General features: G+C 37.2%; 16 protein-coding genes, 2 tRNA genes and 1 rRNA gene. 14 read left to right on the top strand and 5 right to left on the bottom strand.

The genetic code is table 11. The features are described from left to right. Window positions 1-13: 13 nt before the first annotated feature. Genes ccsA through hemH form a run of 3 tightly spaced genes read right to left on the bottom strand, consistent with a single transcriptional unit; the run spans window position 14 to window position 4,447 of the window. Window positions 14-2,821: a cytochrome c biogenesis protein CcsA gene (ccsA, locus tag HH_RS04925; protein ID WP_041309336.1), complete on the bottom strand. Its 2,808-nt coding sequence runs from the start codon at window positions 2,819-2,821 to the stop codon at window positions 14-16. 14 nt (window positions 2,822-2,835) lie between these two features. Beyond that, a complete protein-coding gene (locus tag HH_RS04920) occupies window positions 2,836-3,456 on the bottom strand; it encodes a SoxW family protein (protein ID WP_011115837.1) in 621 nt (206 codons plus the stop codon). Window positions 3,457-3,481: 25 nt separating this feature from the next. Further along, window positions 3,482-4,447 carry a ferrochelatase gene (gene hemH / locus HH_RS04915; protein WP_226989511.1) on the bottom strand — a complete coding sequence of 322 codons (966 nt, stop codon included), beginning with the start codon at window positions 4,445-4,447 and terminating at the stop codon, window positions 3,482-3,484. 86 nt (window positions 4,448-4,533) lie between these two features. On the opposite strand from hemH, the gene HH_RS04910 reads away from it, so the two are divergent. The 6 genes from HH_RS04910 to HH_RS04885 all read left to right on the top strand — a co-directional run bounded on the left by HH_RS04910 (window position 4,534) and on the right by HH_RS04885 (window position 11,292). Further along, window positions 4,534-4,962, top strand: coding sequence for a hypothetical protein (locus tag HH_RS04910; protein WP_011115835.1), 429 nt, complete (start codon window positions 4,534-4,536; stop codon window positions 4,960-4,962). Further along, window positions 4,963-5,673 carry a 16S rRNA (uracil(1498)-N(3))-methyltransferase gene (locus tag HH_RS04905; protein ID WP_011115834.1) on the top strand — a complete coding sequence of 237 codons (711 nt, stop codon included), beginning with the start codon at window positions 4,963-4,965 and terminating at the stop codon, window positions 5,671-5,673. It abuts the gene before it with no gap. 27 nt (window positions 5,674-5,700) lie between these two features. Continuing rightward, the gene (locus tag HH_RS04900; protein WP_011115833.1) at window positions 5,701-6,549 is read left to right on the top strand and encodes a prephenate dehydrogenase; all 849 of its coding nucleotides are present in this window, start codon (window positions 5,701-5,703) and stop codon (window positions 6,547-6,549) included. A 68-nt stretch (window positions 6,550-6,617) separates the two neighbouring features. Beyond that, window positions 6,618-8,855: an outer membrane protein assembly factor BamA gene (gene bamA, locus HH_RS04895; protein ID WP_011115832.1), complete on the top strand. Its 2,238-nt coding sequence runs from the start codon at window positions 6,618-6,620 to the stop codon at window positions 8,853-8,855. Between the two features lie 23 nt (window positions 8,856-8,878). Further along, window positions 8,879-9,979, top strand: a complete 1,101-nt coding sequence (locus HH_RS04890; protein WP_011115831.1) for a dehypoxanthine futalosine cyclase — start codon at window positions 8,879-8,881, stop codon at window positions 9,977-9,979. Window positions 9,980-10,029: 50 nt separating this feature from the next. Next, window positions 10,030-11,292 carry a M16 family metallopeptidase gene (locus tag HH_RS04885; protein WP_011115830.1) on the top strand — a complete coding sequence of 421 codons (1,263 nt, stop codon included), beginning with the start codon at window positions 10,030-10,032 and terminating at the stop codon, window positions 11,290-11,292. On the opposite strand, the gene HH_RS04880 is transcribed toward HH_RS04885, so the two are convergent. Then, window positions 11,249-12,250 (bottom strand): Gfo/Idh/MocA family protein, encoded by a 1,002-nt coding sequence (locus HH_RS04880; protein ID WP_041309065.1) that lies wholly within the window; start codon window positions 12,248-12,250, stop codon window positions 11,249-11,251. The genes HH_RS04885 and HH_RS04880 overlap by 44 nt on opposite strands. Before the next feature lie 89 nt (window positions 12,251-12,339). Beyond that, window positions 12,340-12,717 carry a hypothetical protein gene (locus HH_RS04875; protein WP_041309063.1) on the bottom strand — a complete coding sequence of 126 codons (378 nt, stop codon included), beginning with the start codon at window positions 12,715-12,717 and terminating at the stop codon, window positions 12,340-12,342. A 177-nt stretch (window positions 12,718-12,894) separates the two neighbouring features. Here HH_RS04875 and HH_RS04870 point away from each other — a divergent pair, with 177 nt between their 5' ends. The 8 genes from HH_RS04870 to HH_RS04835 all read left to right on the top strand — a co-directional run bounded on the left by HH_RS04870 (window position 12,895) and on the right by HH_RS04835 (window position 19,782). After that, on the top strand, window positions 12,895-13,620 hold the full coding sequence (locus tag HH_RS04870) for a hypothetical protein (protein WP_041309061.1): 726 nt from the start codon (window positions 12,895-12,897) through the stop codon (window positions 13,618-13,620). Window positions 13,621-13,691: 71 nt separating this feature from the next. Continuing rightward, the gene (locus HH_RS04865; RefSeq protein WP_011115825.1) at window positions 13,692-13,943 is read left to right on the top strand and encodes a YfhL family 4Fe-4S dicluster ferredoxin; all 252 of its coding nucleotides are present in this window, start codon (window positions 13,692-13,694) and stop codon (window positions 13,941-13,943) included. Beyond that, window positions 13,943-15,415, top strand: a complete 1,473-nt coding sequence (locus HH_RS04860) for a Ppx/GppA phosphatase family protein (RefSeq protein WP_011115824.1) — start codon at window positions 13,943-13,945, stop codon at window positions 15,413-15,415. Before HH_RS04865 ends, HH_RS04860 begins: the two co-directional genes overlap by 1 nt. Window positions 15,416-15,438: 23 nt before the next feature. Then, the gene (waaC, locus tag HH_RS04855) at window positions 15,439-16,533 is read left to right on the top strand and encodes a lipopolysaccharide heptosyltransferase I (protein ID WP_011115823.1); all 1,095 of its coding nucleotides are present in this window, start codon (window positions 15,439-15,441) and stop codon (window positions 16,531-16,533) included. Then, a complete protein-coding gene (locus HH_RS04850) occupies window positions 16,533-17,477 on the top strand; it encodes a lipid A biosynthesis lauroyl acyltransferase (protein WP_011115822.1) in 945 nt (314 codons plus the stop codon). The genes waaC and HH_RS04850 overlap by 1 nt, the downstream gene beginning before the upstream one ends. A 487-nt stretch (window positions 17,478-17,964) precedes the next feature. Further along, a 16S ribosomal RNA gene (locus HH_RS04845) occupies window positions 17,965-19,460 on the top strand. A 127-nt stretch (window positions 19,461-19,587) separates the two neighbouring features. Then, window positions 19,588-19,664, top strand: a tRNA-Ile gene (locus HH_RS04840). A 42-nt stretch (window positions 19,665-19,706) separates the two neighbouring features. After that, window positions 19,707-19,782 (top strand) — tRNA-Ala (locus HH_RS04835). The last annotated feature ends 149 nt before the right edge of the window (window positions 19,783-19,931 follow it).

The following is a 19,931-nucleotide window of genomic DNA, read 5'->3' as shown; positions in this document are numbered from 1 at the left end:
TTATAAAAAAAAATTATAAATGGGGCATATCAAGCACTCTTTTTCTACTTGCGATAATTATGAGCAGTATAATCCCTGCTACCATAAGTTCTACCCATAAAGGCACAGGCTCCGCTTCTCCTGCGGCATAGCTGTGCATACCTGTGAGATAATAATTCACTCCAAAATAGGTCATTAGCACTGAGAAAAAGCCTATTACAGACGCGCTTGCAAAGATAAAAGGAAAGTTTTTAGGCACAACAAAGCGCAAGTGTAAGATAATTGCATATACACCAATACTAATAAGTGCCCAAGTTTCTTTAGAATCCCAGCCCCAATATCTGCCCCAAGATTCATTAGCCCAAATGCCACCAAGGAAGTTCCCTACACTTAGCAAAAATAAGCCCAAAATCATACTCATTTCATTCAATGCGCTTAAAGAGAGGATTGAGCAATCCACTTGAGATCTTTTTTCATTTCGTAACAAAAACATAATGAGTGTGATAAGTCCAAGCATAAAGCATAAACCTAAGAATCCATAACTTGCAGTGATGACGGAGACGTGAATGTTGAGCCAATAAGATTTAAGCACGGGCATAAGATTCCCAATTTGTGGGTCCATATCACCAAGATTAGCCACAAAGAGAGTCATTCCTGCCAAAAAGCTTGAGGCGCATAATGCAAGATTTGAGCGCCTAAAAAATACTACACCAGAGAGAATTGCTGCCCACGCAATATAAAGCATAGATTCATAGGCATTACTCCAAGGGGCGTGTTCGCTTACATACCATCGCAATCCCAATCCGCAAGTATGCAAAATAAAAAGCGCAAACAAAAGAATATAAAATACTTTGTGAATAAGCGGACGTGTAGGAGTATTTTTGAGAATTCCTACAAGCACAATGATAAAAAGCACAATGCTTATGAAGATATAAGGATAGGTGAGCTGATAAAATGGATTATAAAGATTAAGCCAAATTTCAGAATCTACCTTTGCAGGCGAAATAAGTAAAGAGCCACCATTGTTTTGTTGAAATGTGCGAATGTCTCGTGTTGCTTGAGCGGCTTCTTGCCAATTATGGGTATTTATTCCTTGTTGCATACCTTGAGCGAATTTTTTATAAATTTGCATTAACTCTTTTGCTTTTTTTGTATCATCTTGTGCCACAGCACTGCTTATGGCTTGAAGTGGGTAGAGCCATTGGTTATTAGGAGATTTGTTATCGGGGAAAATTCTAAGCACCTGCCCTGTGTAAATAAGGAAAGCATAATTAATGCGCTCATCTACGCTTATTACATCTTTTTCAAAAGTATCGCGCAAAGATGGGCTTTTGAGGTTTGCGGCTTCAACATAGTTTTGGAGAATATATTGTCCTTGAGGCGTAAAAACATCAATATAAGCAATATGTTTTTGATTTTCGTCTAATCCTAGAATCTGGCGGAGCTTTGGACTTTTGGTGGCTATCATTTGGATACTTTGCCATTCTTGTGGATAAAAGAGCATACCTAAGAAAACTTGTGAAGGATTGAGCCCTTTAAATGTTCTTTGTTGAGTCAATTTATGAATATACTCATTGGCAAGGGTGTGCATAGGCTTTATACGCCCACCAAAATCTTGAACGAGGATTCTATCAAAATCATTTGTGAGGCTTGAAGTATCCGCCAATGCCTTTATCATAGAGGGGATATCTTGTAAAGGTGGTATTTCATTTTCAGATAAAGGCTGGAAGTCAGTTTGTGATTGTGTTGAGGCATAAGCTATTTGTGGGCTACTCAAAGCATAACAAAGTGCACTACAAAGCATAAGTGAGAAAAACTTTTGTGTTTTTAAGAATCTACCAAGTGTGGCAAATCGTCCGTTTTTATCAAAAAGTAGCCAAATCACGCCAAGTATAAGCATAGCATAGCCTATGTATGTAGGTGTTTTGCCCGGGTCATTATTAACAGAGAGAATAGAGCCTTTTTCATCAGGGTGATAAGAGGATTGAAAAAAGCGATAACCACCATAGTCTAATACATTATTCATAAAGATTCTAAAAGGCAAGGGAGGATTTTGCCCATCTAGCACTTCTACTTCCGAAGTATATGAGGCAGGAGAGTTTGAACCCGGGTATCGCTCAAGTTCAAATTTTTTAAGTTTTATACTAAAGGGGAGGGCAATATTATCTATGCCCCACGCAAGAAATATCTTATAGCCTTCAATTTCAAGCATAGTAATGTTTTCTTTTGTAGGTGCATTATTCCCATCGCGCATAATAAGTGTTTTCTCATTTTTTCCTAAAAAATCAATACTCGCATTGAGTATAAAAAGTTCAGACATATTTACTTGTTTTGCTGTAAATTCTTCTGTATGCAATGTCAAAGGTTTGCCAAAAAATGTTAAATGTTGATTGATTTTATGATTGACTTTCTCATCAATATAAGTGGGAATCCTTACAGATTCTACATCGCCTTGAGGATTTTTGATTTGGATAAAAATATAATGGGTATTTGTAGAAATAAAATTCACGCTTTGTCCCTCACGCAAATTCATTAAGCCCTCAAACCCATAATAACGAGTAATACCCGCACCAATGATGATAACGATAAAAGAGGCGTGCAAGAGCAATGAAGCATATTTTTTTCTCTGCCACGCTTTTGAAGTGATAAAACAGCCAATGAGACAAGCTACAAGCCAAATATGTAATATCTCAAACCAAAATGCGTCATATACCCATAAACGAGCTGCAAGTGTGCCCTCATATTTTTCAATAAATGTTGCTATGCCACAAGCTGTGGCATATATGCCTATGAGCAAAAGAACCATCTTCATTGAACAAAAAAGTGTTTTAATTATATTCATCATTTTTCACTCCTTCATAAATCTATAAAAGCATTTCTAAGAGATTCATTAATTTCAAGTGAGATTGTATCTTTGTCTTTTCCTTTCCATTTTTGACTTTGCATATATTTTAAAAGAGCAGAGAGTTCTTTGCTTGGAAGATAGCCGGGTAATTCATAAATAACTTCTCCTGTGGGAGCAAGAAATATAAGTGTAGGAGTAGGACGCATAGGAGATTTCACGTAAGTTTCTATAAGCGTAGAGGTTGAGAGTGTAGATTCTGGTGCATTTTGAAATTGCAAGTGATGATTTTTTGTGTAGCTAATGTTAATATAATAGGGCAAAAAATGCGATTGGAGAATACTTTTAAGAGATGTGTTATTTTTAATATCATCTTTAAGCTTATCACAATATGTGCAGTGATTTTTGCCAAAAATAAGCAGAGTGATTTTACCCTCTTGCCCTTGAATAGTTTTTGTATCTAAAAAGACATCTTCTAATCCCGCATAACTCTCTTTATCTAGGTTTTCAGCTTGCTCTATGTGCTTTTCATTTAAGGCTGCACCTTGAGAGATTCTCACTTCATTATCATCATTACAACCAAAACTTATCATCATTGCATAAATAATCGCACATAGCATCCATAGTTTATTCATTTTGTTTTACTCCTTAACCTTATGGCTACACTTCTGCTTTGCCGCGAAGATGTTCTTCAAGTATGTTCATAATACTTTTAGCGAATCTTTCATTATCATTAAAGCAGCTACAAACACGATATTGAGGAACATTTAGCTCTTTTGCAAGGGAGGCGTAGAGTATCTTTAATTCGTATTCTGTTTCGGAATTATCAAGTGTGAAAGAGAGAGGGAAAATAATCATCTTATGTTTTTTATATTTGGTAATAGTCTCTTTTGTGCTTGGTCCAATCCATTTCATACGACCCACTTTAGATTGATAGGCAAGTGCAATCTTTTTAAAGACAATCCCTTCACTCTCAAGTGCCTTTTGTATGACTTCTTTGTTTTCTTCACATTGTTTTTGATAAGGGTCACCCTCATCTATACGTGATTGTGGGAGGCTGTGAGCAGAGAGCAAAAGCACAAATTCATTTGGATTATCTGCACCTAAAGATTCTTTAATGCGCTCTATAATACAGCTTATGTAATCTGGGTGAGTGTGATAAGAGGATATTTCATAGAGTGTGGGTGTAAATGCAAGTTTTTGTAGAGCTGCTTTGGCATCAATAAGCGAGGAGGCAATAGTAGAATAAGAAAATTGCGGATAAAGGCTAAAAAGCACTACGGATTGTATACCTTGTGTTTTTATATCCTCTAATACTTGATATGCAAATGGCGGTGTATAGCGCATTGCATAAGTATAAAATCGCTTACAATCAAGTTCATTGAGTTTATTTGTAAGATTTAAAGTGTGAGCTGTGAGAGGTGATTTGCCACCAATGGCTTGATAATTTTTTTTAGTTTCTTCAACGCGACTATGGGTAATGAAACTTGCCAGCATTTTACGTGCAAAGGTATTTTTTATCCCCAAAATTAGAGGGTCATTAAACATATTTTTTAAAAAACTTTCTACCTCAAAAAGGCTATTTGGAGAGCCCATATTGAGTAAAACAACAGCCTGCGATTTGATGGAAAATCCTTTTTTAATAGTGAGGTTAAAGATTTTAAGTGATAATAAACTACAAAAGTTAATTAAAGTTAATTAAAGGAGGAAATATGCAGGAATTTGATTCTCTTATCTTACACGATACTTTTATGGATTTAGTGCTTTATCATAAGATTTTTGCTGGATTTTTCGCGCTTCCTTTCGTACTTAATCTTTTGGTATTATTTTTTGGTTCTAAAAATCTTGTAGCAATGAATAAAAAAATTTGGTTTATTGCCCCCATTATTTTTTTCTTACTCTCTGTGAGTGTTTTAAGCGGTATAAATATTTGGATATTTGGGAATCTTGAGCTTTCGCTTAAGATTATTGCAATGATAACTTTTTGTATTTTTGTTTTAATTGGCGAGATTTATCGGATTAAGATTCTCAAAGTTGCACGGCGGACAAATCTTGAGGCAATGAAAGGTTATGTGAAATTTTGCAAAATACTCTATATAATGGACCTACTCTTTTTTATTTTGCTTTTTTGGCTGGCGTGAATGCAGTTTTTGTATCATAAAGATGCTGGGAATCCTCTTGTAAGCGTGAATGATGAAAATGTGAATTATCTTATGAAAGTGCGGCGCGTTCAACTTGGAGAAACCCTTGCCTTGCGCAATCTAAATGATGATAATCTTTATACTTATGAATTAAGCGAAATAGACAAAAAGGCATTAACATTGCGCTTACAAGCGAGTCAAAATGCTCCGAGCAATATAAAAAGTCATTTGCATTTATTGTGGGCAATTATTGAGCCAAAGATTATTGAAAAAACGCTTCCTATGCTTAATGAGCTTGGTGTATCGCGCATTAGCTTTTTTTATGCAGCATTTTCACAAGGGCATTTTAAGCTTTCTCTACCGCGTATGGAAAAGATTCTTATTCAATCTTGTCAGCAATGTGGAAGAAGTGATTTAATGGAACTTGAGTTGTATAAAAATTTTCATAGAATCTGTGAAGAATATACAGATTTTTATGCTTTTGATTTTGGTGGCGTAGATATATGCAATTTTACACCTTGTCAAAATCACTCTAAAATAGGCAAAGAGAAACATCTTGTGCGCATAATGGTTGGCGCAGAAGGAGGTTTTAGCACAAAAGAACGTGAGAGATTTGCAAAAATTATAACTTTAAATGATACACTTATCTTACGAAGTGAAAGCGCAAGTGTATTTATTGCGAGCATAGCTAAAATGTGGAACTATAGATAAAGTTAATTATTTAAAGAAGGGGAAGCGATGAATATAGGTATTATTGGATTAGGATTAATGGGCGGCTCTATGGGTTTAGCTCTTAGAGAAGTGGGGCAAATACAAAATAAGCATATTAATAGAATCTTGGGATATGATAAAAATGCCCTGCACTCTCAACAAGCACTAAATTTGGGGTTGGTTGATGAATGCGTGCCATTAAATGAGATTTGGCAATGTGATGTGATATTTTTGAGCGTGCCTGTTGATGGGATAGTGGAGCTTATTTCAAGCATTAAGCCTCAAGATATAAGCGAGAATGCTACAATCATTGATGTAGGTGGAGCAAAAGTGCAGATTCTCTCTGATATTCCTTCGTGGTTAAGACATCATTTTGTAGGCGCACATCCTATGTGTGGAACAGAGTTTTTTGGACCAAAGGCTGCTTTTGGGGAGTTATATAAAAATAACATTGTAATTCTTACTGATTTAGAGCAAAGTGGGGCGTATCAAGCTGAAATAGCAAAAGATATTTTTATTGGCATTGGTATGAAGATTCTTAAAATGGACGCTCATTCTCACGATAAGCATATTGCGCTTATTTCACATATGCCCCATATCATTAGTTATGCTTTGGCAAATGCCACACTTGCCCAAGAGGACCCCCAAACGATTCTTGCATTAGTTGGTGGGGGTTTTCGCTCAATGAGCAGAATTTCAAAAAGTTCTCCGCTGATGTGGAAAGATGTATTTAAGCAAAATAAAGAAAATGTTTTAGAAGCAATGGCATACTTTCAAGCGAAGTTTAATGAAGCAAAAGAGCTCCTTGAGCGTGAAGATTGGGAAGGATTGGAGTTATTTATGGCACAAGCAAATACATTGCAGAAATTCCTGTGATTCTCTATGGGCTTGTTAAGAAATTTCAATATAATCACAATTTTATTTTTTTAGCAAATGGGACTTAAATGAAAAAAATTTGTTGCGCTCTTATTTTGTTGTTTTGCAATGTTATTTATGCTAAGGATATTAGTGCAATTAAATATGAGGGTTTAAGCTCAATTTCAAATGTGTTAGCTGATGAAATCATAGGTATTAAAGTAGGCGAAAGCTTAAATATTGCAAAAGTAGATAAGGCAATAGTATCACTTTATTCACAAGGGTATTTTGAGGATATTTATGCGGATTTTAATGGTGGTATCTTGACTTTTTACTTTAAACAAAAACCTAAAGTTGCAAGTGTTGAAATAAAAGGTTATGGAAGCGAGCAAGAAAAAGAGACATTATATTCACAAATTGGCATAAAAAAGGGCGATAGCTATGATGAGACAAAGCTTAATCGCGCTAAACTTGTTATACGCACAATTTTAGAGTATCAAGGATATTATGGCACAGTAGTAGAGGCAGATATAACGCAAGTAGGTGAAGATAAGGCATACGCAATTACTTTTAATGTCAATCAAGGTGAAAATATTATCATCAAAAAAGCAGAGTATGATGGCAGAGAGAAGCTTAAGGTAAGTGAGGTTGAAGAGCTAAGTGCTAATCGTGCAAAGCAGTTTATGGGGTGGCTTTGGGGGCGCAATGATGGAAAACTTAAGCTTGCAGACTTAGAATATGATAGCCCAAGAATCCAAGATGCCTATATGCGCAAAGGATTCTTAGATGCAAGTGTTTCCCAAGCTTTTTTAGATGCAAATTTTAATGATTATAGTGCGAATTTATATTATAAAATTAAAGAAGGAGAGCGCTATAAAGTATCAGAGATTAAGATTATCTTACACGTCCCTGTGATTGAAGAAAAAGAGTTGCGCAAAGTGCTTAAAGTAAAAAAAGGTACATATTTTAATATTGAAGAAGTGCGCGCAGATGTAGAGAGTATCCGCCAAAAAATTGCAGATTTAGGCTATGCTTTTGCGAGGGTTAATCCGGATTTAGACAAAGACCCGCAAAATGCTGAAGTAAAGGTGCTTTATTTGATACAAGTAGGGCAAAAGGTAAAAATTAATGATGTGCTTATTTCAGGTAATTCTCGCACAGCAGATAGAATTATACGACGCGAGATTCTTCTTGCACCCGGCGATACTTATAGTCTCTCGGATTTAAAAGAGTCTGAAAATGCACTCAAAAGATTAGGTTATTTTGGTAAGGTTAAAATTGATGAGCGAAGGGTAAGTGAAGATTCTATGGACTTGCTTGTAAGTGTTGAGGAAGCGCGCACGGGCGAGCTTATGTTTGGTTTGGGCTATGGAAGCTATGATAAATTAATGGTAAATGCTTCTATAAGAGAGCGAAACCTCTTTGGCACAGGACAGAGTGGGCAGTTGTATGCGGATTGGAGTTATCGCCGACAACTTGTTAATCTTACCCTAAGTAATCCTCGTGTGCTTGATTCTAAATACAGCACTTCTTTTAGTGTATTTCATTCTTTGTATTGGAATTGGGATTATAGAGAGCAAACCACAGGAGGCTCAATTACAGGTGGGAAATTACTCACAAATACTTTGCGTGCCTCGCTTGGATATACACTCTCTACAACAAGAGTCCTTGATTTTTATGATGCTCGTCTGGCAACTCTTTATAAAGAGTATCTTAGTATTGACAGACCGATTAAATCTGCTATTAGCCCAAGTCTTTACTTTGACAATACCGATGATTATTATTTCCCTAAAAACGGGGCAATTATCTCGGCGTATGTGGAATATGCAGGGCTTGGTGGAGATGAGAAATATACGAAACTTTATGGCAAAATGGCACTTTATTATCATCTCAAATCGCTTGTCGGTATCGATTTGATTGCACGTTATAAAACCCAAGCGGGGGCAATTATAAATAATGGTTATGTGCCCATTACTTCAAAATTTTATATGGGGGGGATTTCAAGTGTGAGAGGTTATCAAGTTAGCTCCCTTTCGCCTAGAAACTCAACTGGGGAGATTCGTATTGGTGGGAATTATATGATGACACATTCTGTGGAGTTAAGCTATGGTATTTTAGAGAAAGCTCAAATGCGTTTAGCTTTTTTTGTTGATTATGGTATGATAGGCATACAGAGTTTAGACGAAACTATTCGTGCTTCGTGGGGTGCTGCAGTAGAGTGGATAAGCCCTTTTGGACCTATTGTGATTGTATTCCCTCAACCCATTAATCCTCAACCCGGTGATAGAACATCACGATTTGAATTTACTATGGGCACGAGATTTTAAAATTTGCATTAAAAGGAGCAGTTATGACAGATGTAGCAGAGCATTCCTCTATTGGTAAAGATTCTAATCCATTAGCTATAAAACGCGTGAGTAACGCAGAAATTTTAGATTTAATGCGTAATTCGTCTTTGCGTGAGCTTGGAGTGAGGGCAAGCGAAATTAAATCTATCCTTCACCCAAACAAGACTACAACTTTTGTTGTGGATAGAAATATTAATTATACAAATATTTGTTGGGTGGATTGCAAGTTTTGTGCTTTTAAACGTAAGTTAGGCGAGGAAGGTGTATATATTTTAAGCTTTGAAGAGATTGATAAAAAAATTGATGAGCTTTTGGCTATTGGTGGCACGCAGATTCTCTTTCAAGGTGGCGTGCATCCAAAGCTTAAAATTGAGTGGTATGAGGAGCTTGTGAGCCATATCGCGCAAAAATATCCTATGATTACCATTCACGGATTTTCAGCTATTGAGATAAATTATATTGCTAAAGTCTCTAAAATCTCTATTCCAGAGGTGCTTTTGCGACTTCAAAAGGCAGGATTATCTTCTATTCCCGGAGCTGGGGCTGAAATCTTAAGCGATAGGGTGCGCGATAAAATAGCCCCTAAAAAGCTTGATACCAAAGAATGGCTCGAAGTGCATAGAGAAGCCCATCGTATTGGTATGAAAACCACAGCTACAATGATGTTTGGTAGTGTAGAGAATGATGAGGACATTATAGCGCATTGGGATTGTCTAAGGCAGCTTCAAGATGAGTTTGGTGGATTTAGAGCATTCATTATGTGGAGTTTTCAGCCCGATAATACGCCTTTGCAAAAAGAATTTCCCCATATTCATAAAGCTTCATCAAATAGGTATTTACGCCTTTTAGCGTGTAGCAGAATCTATCTTGATAATTTTGTCAATATCCAAAGCAGTTGGGTAACGCAAGGTTCATACATCGGGCAACTCGCTTTGCTATTTGGAGCAAATGATTTGGGCAGCACGATGATGGAGGAAAATGTCGTATCTTCGGCAGGTGTGTGTAACTCTATGAATGCCCAAGAGATGATTGAGCTTATTAAAGATATTGGAGAATCTCCAGCCAAGCGCAATACAGCGTATGAGATTTTGGAGCGATTTTGATGAAAAAATGGAGCATTATTTTTCTAATATGTGTGTGTTTAGGAGGTAGTATGAATGCGCAAGAAGCAAAGGTTGATGCAGTGGAAATAAATGGCATAAGTGTGCCATTGATATTTGAACAAAGTAAGAATCTGCCTGTGGGTGATGTACAGTTAATATTTATTGGTGGCAGAGCTGATGCTTCTAAAGCAGGGCTTGGTGCTTTAAGTGCTAAAATGCTCAATGAAGGCACAAAAACGCTTGGTAGTGTGGCTTTTGCACAAAAGTTAGAACAAAAAGCTATAGGTTTATATGCTGGCATAGGATTACAAACTTTAAGCTTTGATCTCTCTTATCTCAAAGAGTATGAAGATGAGAGTTTTTCGCTTTTCAAAGAGCTTCTTTATGACCCAAATCTCACGCCTGCTGCACTTGATAAAGTAAAATCTCTTATCCAAAGCAGGCTTGCAAGTCAGGAAGATGATTTTGATAGTGTGGCAGAGAGAAATCTTAATAAAATACTTTTTAAAGACACACCTATGGCAGTGCCATCGCTCGGAGATAAGCAGAGTATAGAATCTATTACACTTGAAGATGTAAAAGAATTTTTAAAACGCAATCTTGTTTTAAAGCGGCTTATCATTATTGCAGGGGGCGATATGCAAGAGGAACAATTAAAGGCAAAGATTATTTCTGTGCTTTCTGCATTACCTGTGGGAGAGAGCAAGGAAAAGTTACACTTTAAAGCTTCACAAAATGCAGATTTTATAAGCGTGCAAAAACCAACCCAGCAGGCTTTTATATATTTTGGCTCACCTTTTGTTGTTACAGATTCTCATCAAAATTATATTGCGCGCGTGATGAGTTTTATACTTGGCGGTTCGGGTTTTGGCTCGCGTATGATGGAAGAAGTGCGCGTAAAAAGAGGACTTGCATATTCGGCATATATGAAAATTAGTGTTGGTGGAGCAGTGAATTATGCAAGTGGGTATTTGCAAACTAAGCTTGAAAACAAAGATAAAGCGATAGAGGTAGTAAAAGAGGTGGTAAATAACTTTATCACACAGGGGGTAAGTGAGCAAGAGCTTGCCTCTGCTAAGGCATTTTTGCTTGGCAGCGAGCCACTCCGTGAAGAAAGTCTCTCTCAACGTCTTAATGCAAAATTTATAAATTATTTTAGAGACTTGCCTTTAGATAATAATAAAAAAGAGTTAGAATTAATTAAAGCACTTACACTTGAGGAGCTTAATGCTTATATCAAATCACATAAAGAGATTTTACAGATGAGTTTTAGTGTGGTGGAGCAATCCGCGCTTCCTGTATCATCTCAATAGCTTGAATAACACGTATTACGTGTTCTTTACCTCCTTTAGATGTTGTTTTTGTATCTTTTTGTGCAATATATGTCGCAAAATATGCTATAGAATTATCAAGTGCCATAGTATTGGGAAGAATCGGATTTAGCTCTTTGCTTAATTTGTATTCAACCATTTTTTGATAAAGGCTTGTTTTATCAAATTCATCTTTTATGACCACACCTGTGTTAAAAAGTGTGATTTTATTGTGTTTTGTCTCATCATAAATTGCCGTTTTTTTACTCCCTCCAATAATCATCTCACGCACTTTAATGGGGCTAAGCCACGAGAGATTAAGTGTGATGATGATACCATTTTTGAGCTTTATATTGATATTTGCCAAAGCGTCATTGGGGTAGCGGAGGTATTTTGTTGCGAAAGTTGAAACCTCTTCTATATGAAGTCCTACAAGATAATCAATAATGCTCAAATCGTGAATTGCCAAATCCCAAATCACATCAACATTGCTTTGAAATAGCCCTAGATTAATGCGCCGTGCGTTGATATACACAATTTCTCCAAAACTTGCGATATGTTCTTTAAGATAGTTTATAGCAGGAGAATGCAAAAAAATATGATCGCAATAAAGTTTTACTCCCTGAGAATCTGCTAAGTCATAGAGTAGTTTTGCTTGAGAGAGATTGGTTGTGAGAGGTTTTTCTACAAAGGTGTGTTTGGCAGATTCTAAAGAGCGTTTGGCGAGGGCAAAATGCGTATGTGGAGGCGTGATAATAAAAATTGCTTGTATATTTTTGTCAAGTAAAATTGCTTCATAGCTAGAATAAGTGGTAAATTGATAAAATTTGCGTGCCTCATCTAGCGCATTGCACTCTTCATCATAAATTGTGATAATCTCAAAATGGGGGCATTGCACGATTGCTTTTGCGACATTGCGTCCCCAATATCCATAGCCGATAATGGCACATTTTATAGGCATTCAATCCCTTTATAAATTTAAAGCAAGGATAAAAGATAAAAAAGTGTATTGTAGTGAAATGTTTATAATATTTAAAGAATCTTAGCCTATTAATCAATTCTTGTTTTGTATCTTTTTGTTTTAAAAGTGATAAAACCACAATGTTTGCAAAGGAAGTAGTCTTTTTCTTCTCCAATTTGGAATACCTCTGTATGTAATATTCCGCTGGAATCTTTCTTTTGCCACGAAACAGTATATCTAGAGCGCGTATCTGTATCTACTAGTTCTTGCCCGAAGCTTTTACCACAATTTTGACACAGAGTTTTTTGTTTGGTATAAAGATACATTATTAGTGCTATTATGAAAGGCACAGGAGCAAGAATATAAATAACAGAATCATCTTGCATATAAACACCAATAAAGCCCATAGCACAAATAAGAATCACAGCTAATATTAATAAAATATGTTCTTTAGTTTCCTTGTGCATTAAAACCCTCCAACTTTAATTATGTCTCATAATGCTTCAAGTTTAACAATATTAAGATTGTTATTATCCCCCCCCCCCTATAAATATTTACTTAAACGCTTATTTCATAAAAAATCAAACTTTATGAATGTATAATTATGAAACACAGCATTATAAACTTTTATTTAAGGAGCTTGTATGCCCTTGTCTTTGGATTTTTCTCCTAATACCATTGAGTGTGTCTTACAAAGTTTAAAGGCACGTAAAGCGTTAATGGATTTTGATACTTTGGGGCGGACATTGGCATATAGTCCCTTTATGCCTCGTGTAGAGCGCTCATTTTTTGTGCGCGAAAGCGGGAATGCTCCAAAAATTGCCCAAAGATTATTTATAGAATCTGCTACTTTTTGTGCAGATTCTCTCTCTTATATTCATAGAGCCTATGCACTTGAGGAGCAAATGGAAACGCTTGGACATTTTGAAGCCTATATGCTTGATTTGTCAGAAGGTATGAGCAATGTTGATACTTTGTCTTCACCTTTAGAATCCATCGCTCTTTTGCGCCGTCATAGCACACTTCCGATTATCCATAGCGATATTTTTTTAGAAGAATATCAGATTTTAGAATCTGCTCTTTTTGGCGCAGATACGATTCTTATCCCTGCTCAACCCCTATCTGGTAAAAGCTTGACTAAATTGCTTAGCTTTGCAAGGCGCCTTAGCTTTGAGCCATTTATTGGGGTGCAAAATAAAGATGAGCTTAAAAAAGCGATTTTTAGTGGAGCAAGTATGCTCTTTATCCCACAAGATACCTTTGCAGAGCTATTGAGTCTTGTGCCAAATACGCAAGTAATTGCCACAGATTGTGCTGATGAATATGGAGTAGATTTGTGGATTCAATCAAAAAATGTTGAGGTTAAATAATTTTTAAGGAATCTTTAGCTAAAAAGTTTGCTTTTTTAATTTGATAAATTTATTTTTCGGGGGTTTTTTGTATGTCTTTGATGATTAATAATGAATGTATTGCGTGTGATGCGTGTGCCGAAGAGTGCCCTAATGGTGCGATTGAAGAGGGAGACCCTATTTATAGTATTGACCCTGATGTATGCACTGAATGCGTAGGGAGTTATGACGAGCCAAGTTGTTTGAGTGTGTGTCCTGTTGATGCGATTATACCAGACCCTGACAACATAGAGAATATGGAAGAGCTCAAATATAAATTTGAAATGCTCCAAAAGGGAGAGTAATGGCAAAAATTACAACCGTCATTGATATCGGTTCAAACTCTGCGAGAATGGCGATTTATCGCCGAACTTCACGCTTTGCCTTTCATTTGATTTATGAAACCAAAAGTAAAGTGAGAATTTCAGAGGGTTGTTATGAATCCGGCGGTGTTTTAGGGCAAGTTCCTATGGATAGGGCTATTTATGCACTTAAAGAATTTGTCCAAATTTCTAAAGCGCATAAATCTCGCAAGATTTTTTGCGTGGCAACTTCTGCCTTGCGTGATGCACCTAATGCAAAAGTTCTACTTGATAGGGCAAAAAAGGAATGTGGCGTTTCTATTAAAGTCATTGATGGCAAAAAGGAGGCGCTTTATGGAGGCATAGCCTGTGCTAACCTCTCTCATTATAAAGATGGAATCACAATGGATATAGGAGGAGGAAGCACAGAGTGCGCTCTTATACAAGATGGCAAGATTATTGACCTTATCTCGCTTGATATTGGCACAATTCGCCTAAAAGAATTATTTTTTGATAAGAAAAATAATATTGAAGGAGCAAGAGCGTTTATACAAACACAGCTTGCAAATGTGCCATCACATTTTAAACATCATCGTATTTTTGGTGTGGGTGGGACGATACGCGCACTTTCTAAAATGATAATGAAACACAAAAAGTATCCTATCCAAGAAGTGCACGGCTATGAGGTCAATGTGGAACAAAATATTAAATTTTTTGAGAAAATTTCCCAAGCTTCTGAAGATAAGTTAGATTCTATGGGCGTGCCTCTAGATAGGATTGATAATATCCGCAGTGGTTCATTGATACTTCAAATGTTTTTAGAGTTTTTTGGCGCTAAGGAGATTGTTACAAGTGGTGTGGGAGTGAGAGAGGGTGTGTTTTTAAGTGATTTGTTGCGGGGACATAAAAACAGCTTTCCCAAAGGTGTTAATCCCTCTATTAATTGTATTGAAGATAGATTTATGCTTGATAAGAAATATGCCGAAATGACGCGTAGAGAATCTTTAAAAATTTTTGACGCACTTTTTCCTTTACATAAGCTTGATGAACAATGTAAAAAATTGCTTCATATCGCCTCGTATCTTTCAAGTGTTGGACGGATTCTCAATTTTTATAATGCAGAATATCACGGCTCATATTTTTTGCTCAATGCCTTAGAATATGGATTCTCACACACAGAGCGAATGAGTATTTGTTTGCTTGTAGAATATAGTGGCAAAAAGATTCCTCAAGATGAAAATATTAGACATATAAGCGATATGATGCCTAAGCTTTTGAGTTTGCAATGGCTTAGTTTTATGCTTGCACTTGCTGAAAATCTTTGTCGTAGTGAAGGCAATATGCAAATCCGCTATGAATACATTAAACCCAAAACTTTAAGAATCTACACCATAGCTGATTTATATCTTGCTAGGGAAAATATTAATAAGCTTCATAAACCAGAGCCGCTGCAAATTGAATTTGTTAAAGCATAGTTGGGGAAGCTAAGGGTGCGAGAATGAGAATAGCAATCGTGCGACTTTCTAGCCTTGGTGATGTGATTGTGAGTGCAAGTGTATTACCTTTTGTAAAAAAGCATTTAGAAGAAATTTATCCTCAACGCGTAGAGATTGATTGGATTGTGGATAGCACTTTTAGTGAAGTATTGTATCATAGCCCTTGTATTGATAATCTTATTGAAATTAATCTTAAAAAAGGTGGTGTAAATGCTCTGCCTACCATTATTAAGAATCTAAAGGCGCTTCCTGTTTATGATATACTTATTGATATGCAAGGATTGATCAAATCAGCATTATGTGGAAGTATGCTAAAGAATAAGCAATATTGGGGATTTGCGTGGGATTCCATAAAAGAGCCTTTAGCAAGCCTTGTTTATACATATAAGGTGCGTATTCCTTATGAACAACATATTTTGGAGCGTAATTTAAAACTTGTATGCTCTGCACTGGGGTTTAAAGATATAGATGAAACAAATCGTGTTTATTATCATAATCGCGCTGAAGCTTTTGGTGTGAGCGAGGTAGATAATGTGCGTGTGTTAGAAATTTTTAGAGCATTTGAGGTAGACAAAGATGCTAAAAATATTGTGCTTATACTTGAATCATCTTTGGAAGCTAAAACTTACCCTTTGCATTTATTTGTTCAAGTTATTCAACAACTTTTGGAGACAAATCCCTATCTTAATGTATTTTTGCTGTGGCATAGCACAAATAAAGCACAAAAGATTAAGGAGCATTTTGCTTCACAAAAAAATGTAGTAGTGCTTCCGCGTCTTCATATGGGAGAGATTAAAGCATTAATACAAAAAGTAGATTTACTTATTGGAGGAGATACAGGTATAACGCATTTAGCGTGGGCTATGCAAAAAGATTCTATAACACTTTATGGCAATACGCCAGCAGCTCGTTTTGCACTTCAAGGAAAAAATAACCGATTTTTAAGTGGAAGCGAGAATCCCTCCTATGCAAAGAATGATTTTTCTATTGCAAATATTCAGCCAAATGCTATTTGTGCTTGTGCGGAAGAGATTCTATATGGTGGCTCGTTGCACGATAATAACGCGCACTCTCACTTACCACATAAGGATATATGATGAGTCTAAGAGCAAAGATTTTTAAGGGAGCGATAAAAACAATAGCAAATTGTATGGGTTATTGTTTGGCAAAAATGCCACATTGGCTTTTTTTAGGACATATTAAGTCATTAGCATTGATTATGAGAATCTGTGATAGAAGACGTTTTAAAGATGCTAAAGCAAATTTAGATTTTGTATATGGCACGCAAATGAGCGAAGAGCAAAAGCACACAATCATTAAAATTTGCTATGAGAATTTTGCCTTTGTACTTTTGGAGACGATACGAGTGGCTTTTATCCCGTTGGAGAAACATACACAGCGATTTAACTTTGTCGATGAGCATTATCTTTTGGATACTTTGCAAAAAGATAAGGGTGCAGTAGCAATTTCTGCACATTATGGATATTGGGAAGCCATAGCAAATGTATTAGTGCCACGTTATCCTTGGTGCAATATGGCTTCTTTGGGTCGCTTGACATCTTTTAATCCTATTAACGAGATGATAATTGAGCGGCGAGAGCTCCAAAATGCGAAATTTATTGACAAAAAAGGCGCATTCAAACATTTATTAAAGTTATATAGTGGAGAAAATCCACTTGCTGGGATTTTGGTTGATCAAAATATTTCTGAAGATGAGGGTATATGGGTGGATTTTTTTGGCAAGAGGGCAACGCATACAACTATTGCTTCAGTGCTCTCTCGCCGTTTTGGTGTAGGTATTGTGCCTATAATGATTAGTATAGGGCAAGATTATAAAAATTTTGAAGTTCGATACTATCCGCCAATTTATTGCAAAAAGAGTGAAGATAGCACAGCAGATATATTACAAGCTACACAAGCTCAAGCAAATGTTATTGAGGCAGCAATCAGGGCTAAGCCCCAAGATTGGTTTTGGTTTCATAAGCGTTGGAAGTCAGCTTATAAAGAAATTTATAATTCTTCAGCCCATTTTAAGCTTTAATTTTGTAATATCTCACTCCCATTTGATTGAGCTTCTAGTCTCTAATCTTCTGTAGGATTTTCACTATGTTCAGTTTTAGTTTTTCGTGATTCTAAAATCCATAGAGTAGTGCCTTTAAGAAAAGTGATGATTAAGATTTTCTACAAAATGGCTGTTCTTTATCAATTATAATCATATATTTAGCTTTTAAGGTATCAAGCTTAAAGTTATTTTGATTGATTTGTATTTGGTATGATCTTTGACATCTAAGCAAGAAAGTTAAGTGATGCTTTTATATTCTATAAAATATAAAACAGACTTAAGTTTCTTAGTTCATTTTTACAACTCATTTATGACTTTGAGACACAAGATTTTATGATAATCATAGAATCTGTGCAATCTAGTCTTTGTGATTTTGTGATAACAACACTAAGAGACAAGGACAAACTTTTTAAATGGAGCTTGTAGTATTGGTTTCCTTTAATACAAGTTTTCATTGATTTCATTTTTTATGGAGAGTTTGATCCTGGCTCAGAGTGAACGCTGGCGGCGTGCCTAATACATGCAAGTCGAACGATGAATCTTCTAGCTTGCTAGAAGTGGATTAGTGGCGCACGGGTGAGTAATGCATAGGTTATGTGCCCTTTAGTCTGGGATAGCCACTGGAAACGGTGATTAATACTGGATACTCCCTACGGGGGAAAGTTTTTCGCTAAAGGATCAGCCTATGTCCTATCAGCTTGTTGGTGAGGTAATGGCTCACCAAGGCTATGACGGGTATCCGGCCTGAGAGGGTGATCGGACACACTGGAACTGAGACACGGTCCAGACTCCTACGGGAGGCAGCAGTAGGGAATATTGCTCAATGGGGGAAACCCTGAAGCAGCAACGCCGCGTGGAGGATGAAGGTTTTAGGATTGTAAACTCCTTTTGTTAGAGAAGATTATGACGGTATCTAACGAATAAGCACCGGCTAACTCCGTGCCAGCAGCCGCGGTAATACGGAGGGTGCAAGCGTTACTCGGAATCACTGGGCGTAAAGAGTGCGTAGGCGGGGTAATAAGTCAGATGTGAAATCCTGTAGCTTAACTACAGAACTGCATTTGAAACTGTTACTCTGGAGTGTGGGAGAGGTAGGTGGAATTCTTGGTGTAGGGGTAAAATCCGTAGAGATCAAGAGGAATACTCATTGCGAAGGCGACCTGCTGGAACATTACTGACGCTGATGCACGAAAGCGTGGGGAGCAAACAGGATTAGATACCCTGGTAGTCCACGCCCTAAACGATGGATGCTAGTTGTTGCCTTGCTTGTCAGGGCAGTAATGCAGCTAACGCATTAAGCATCCCGCCTGGGGAGTACGGTCGCAAGATTAAAACTCAAAGGAATAGACGGGGACCCGCACAAGCGGTGGAGCATGTGGTTTAATTCGAAGATACGCGAAGAACCTTACCTAGGCTTGACATTGATAGAATCTACTAGAGATAGTGGAGTGCCCTTCGGGGAGCTTGAAAACAGGTGCTGCACGGCTGTCGTCAGCTCGTGTCGTGAGATGTTGGGTTAAGTCCCGCAACGAGCGCAACCCTCGTCCTTAGTTGCTAGCAGTTCGGCTGAGCACTCTAAGGAGACTGCCTTCGTAAGGAGGAGGAAGGTGAGGACGACGTCAAGTCATCATGGCCCTTACGCCTAGGGCTACACACGTGCTACAATGGGGCGCACAAAGAGGAGCAATATCGCGAGGTGGAGCAAATCTCAAAAACGTCTCTCAGTTCGGATTGTAGTCTGCAACTCGACTACATGAAGCTGGAATCGCTAGTAATCGTGAATCAGCCATGTCACGGTGAATACGTTCCCGGGTCTTGTACTCACCGCCCGTCACACCATGGGAGTTGTATTCGCCTTAAGTCGGGATACTAAATTGGTTACCGCCCACGGCGGATGCAGCGACTGGGGTGAAGTCGTAACAAGGTAACCGTAGGTGAACCTGCGGTTGGATCACCTCCTTTCTAGAGATGTGTTAAGATATTTATTTATCTTAACCACAGATTTATGAGAATAGAAAAGATAAACTTAATAGACTTGCTTAGTTTTCAGAGATCTCCAAATAGCATCGCTTGAAATAGCAGGCTTTAGGGGCTTATAGCTCAGGTGGTTAGAGCGCACCCCTGATAAGGGTGAGGTCGGAGGTTCAAGTCCTCCTAAGCCCACCATATCGTAATAATATTGCTATAAATTAATTATTGCATATAAAAGGGGAATTAGCTCAGCTGGGAGAGCGCCTGCTTTGCACGCAGGAGGTCAGCGGTTCGATCCCGCTATTCTCCACCACTGAATTTAAGAAGTTTAATGCAAAGCTTATAGTTACTTTATATCTTTGCATTAGACTTTTGTCTAAGTGTTATTTGAAAATTTATTGTTAATAGCCTAAATAGTAATTAACTACAATTACGCGATATATTGTTTATTGAATACATAAT

The sequence above is a fragment of the Helicobacter hepaticus ATCC 51449 genome (assembly GCF_000007905.1).
Classification (GTDB): Bacteria; Campylobacterota; Campylobacteria; order Campylobacterales; family Helicobacteraceae; genus Helicobacter_C; species Helicobacter_C hepaticus.
This window is presented reverse-complemented; position numbering and strand designations above follow the sequence as displayed.

Coding starts and splice junctions, on each gene's coding strand:
- ccsA (WP_041309336.1), bottom strand. CDS start 2,821: ATGAATATAATTAAAACACTTTTTTGTTCAATGAAGATGGTTCTTTTG.
- HH_RS04920 (WP_011115837.1), bottom strand. CDS start 3,456: ATGAATAAACTATGGATGCTATGTGCGATTATTTATGCAATGATGATA.
- HH_RS04910 (WP_011115835.1), top strand. CDS start 4,534: ATGCAGGAATTTGATTCTCTTATCTTACACGATACTTTTATGGATTTA.
- HH_RS04905 (WP_011115834.1), top strand. CDS start 4,963: ATGCAGTTTTTGTATCATAAAGATGCTGGGAATCCTCTTGTAAGCGTG.
- HH_RS04900 (WP_011115833.1), top strand. CDS start 5,701: ATGAATATAGGTATTATTGGATTAGGATTAATGGGCGGCTCTATGGGT.
- bamA (WP_011115832.1), top strand. CDS start 6,618: ATGAAAAAAATTTGTTGCGCTCTTATTTTGTTGTTTTGCAATGTTATT.
- HH_RS04890 (WP_011115831.1), top strand. CDS start 8,879: ATGACAGATGTAGCAGAGCATTCCTCTATTGGTAAAGATTCTAATCCA.
- HH_RS04885 (WP_011115830.1), top strand. CDS start 10,030: ATGAATGCGCAAGAAGCAAAGGTTGATGCAGTGGAAATAAATGGCATA.
- HH_RS04880 (WP_041309065.1), bottom strand. CDS start 12,250: ATGCCTATAAAATGTGCCATTATCGGCTATGGATATTGGGGACGCAAT.
- HH_RS04875 (WP_041309063.1), bottom strand. CDS start 12,717: ATGCACAAGGAAACTAAAGAACATATTTTATTAATATTAGCTGTGATT.
- HH_RS04870 (WP_041309061.1), top strand. CDS start 12,895: ATGCCCTTGTCTTTGGATTTTTCTCCTAATACCATTGAGTGTGTCTTA.
- HH_RS04865 (WP_011115825.1), top strand. CDS start 13,692: ATGTCTTTGATGATTAATAATGAATGTATTGCGTGTGATGCGTGTGCC.
- HH_RS04860 (WP_011115824.1), top strand. CDS start 13,943: ATGGCAAAAATTACAACCGTCATTGATATCGGTTCAAACTCTGCGAGA.
- waaC (WP_011115823.1), top strand. CDS start 15,439: ATGAGAATAGCAATCGTGCGACTTTCTAGCCTTGGTGATGTGATTGTG.
- HH_RS04850 (WP_011115822.1), top strand. CDS start 16,533: ATGAGTCTAAGAGCAAAGATTTTTAAGGGAGCGATAAAAACAATAGCA.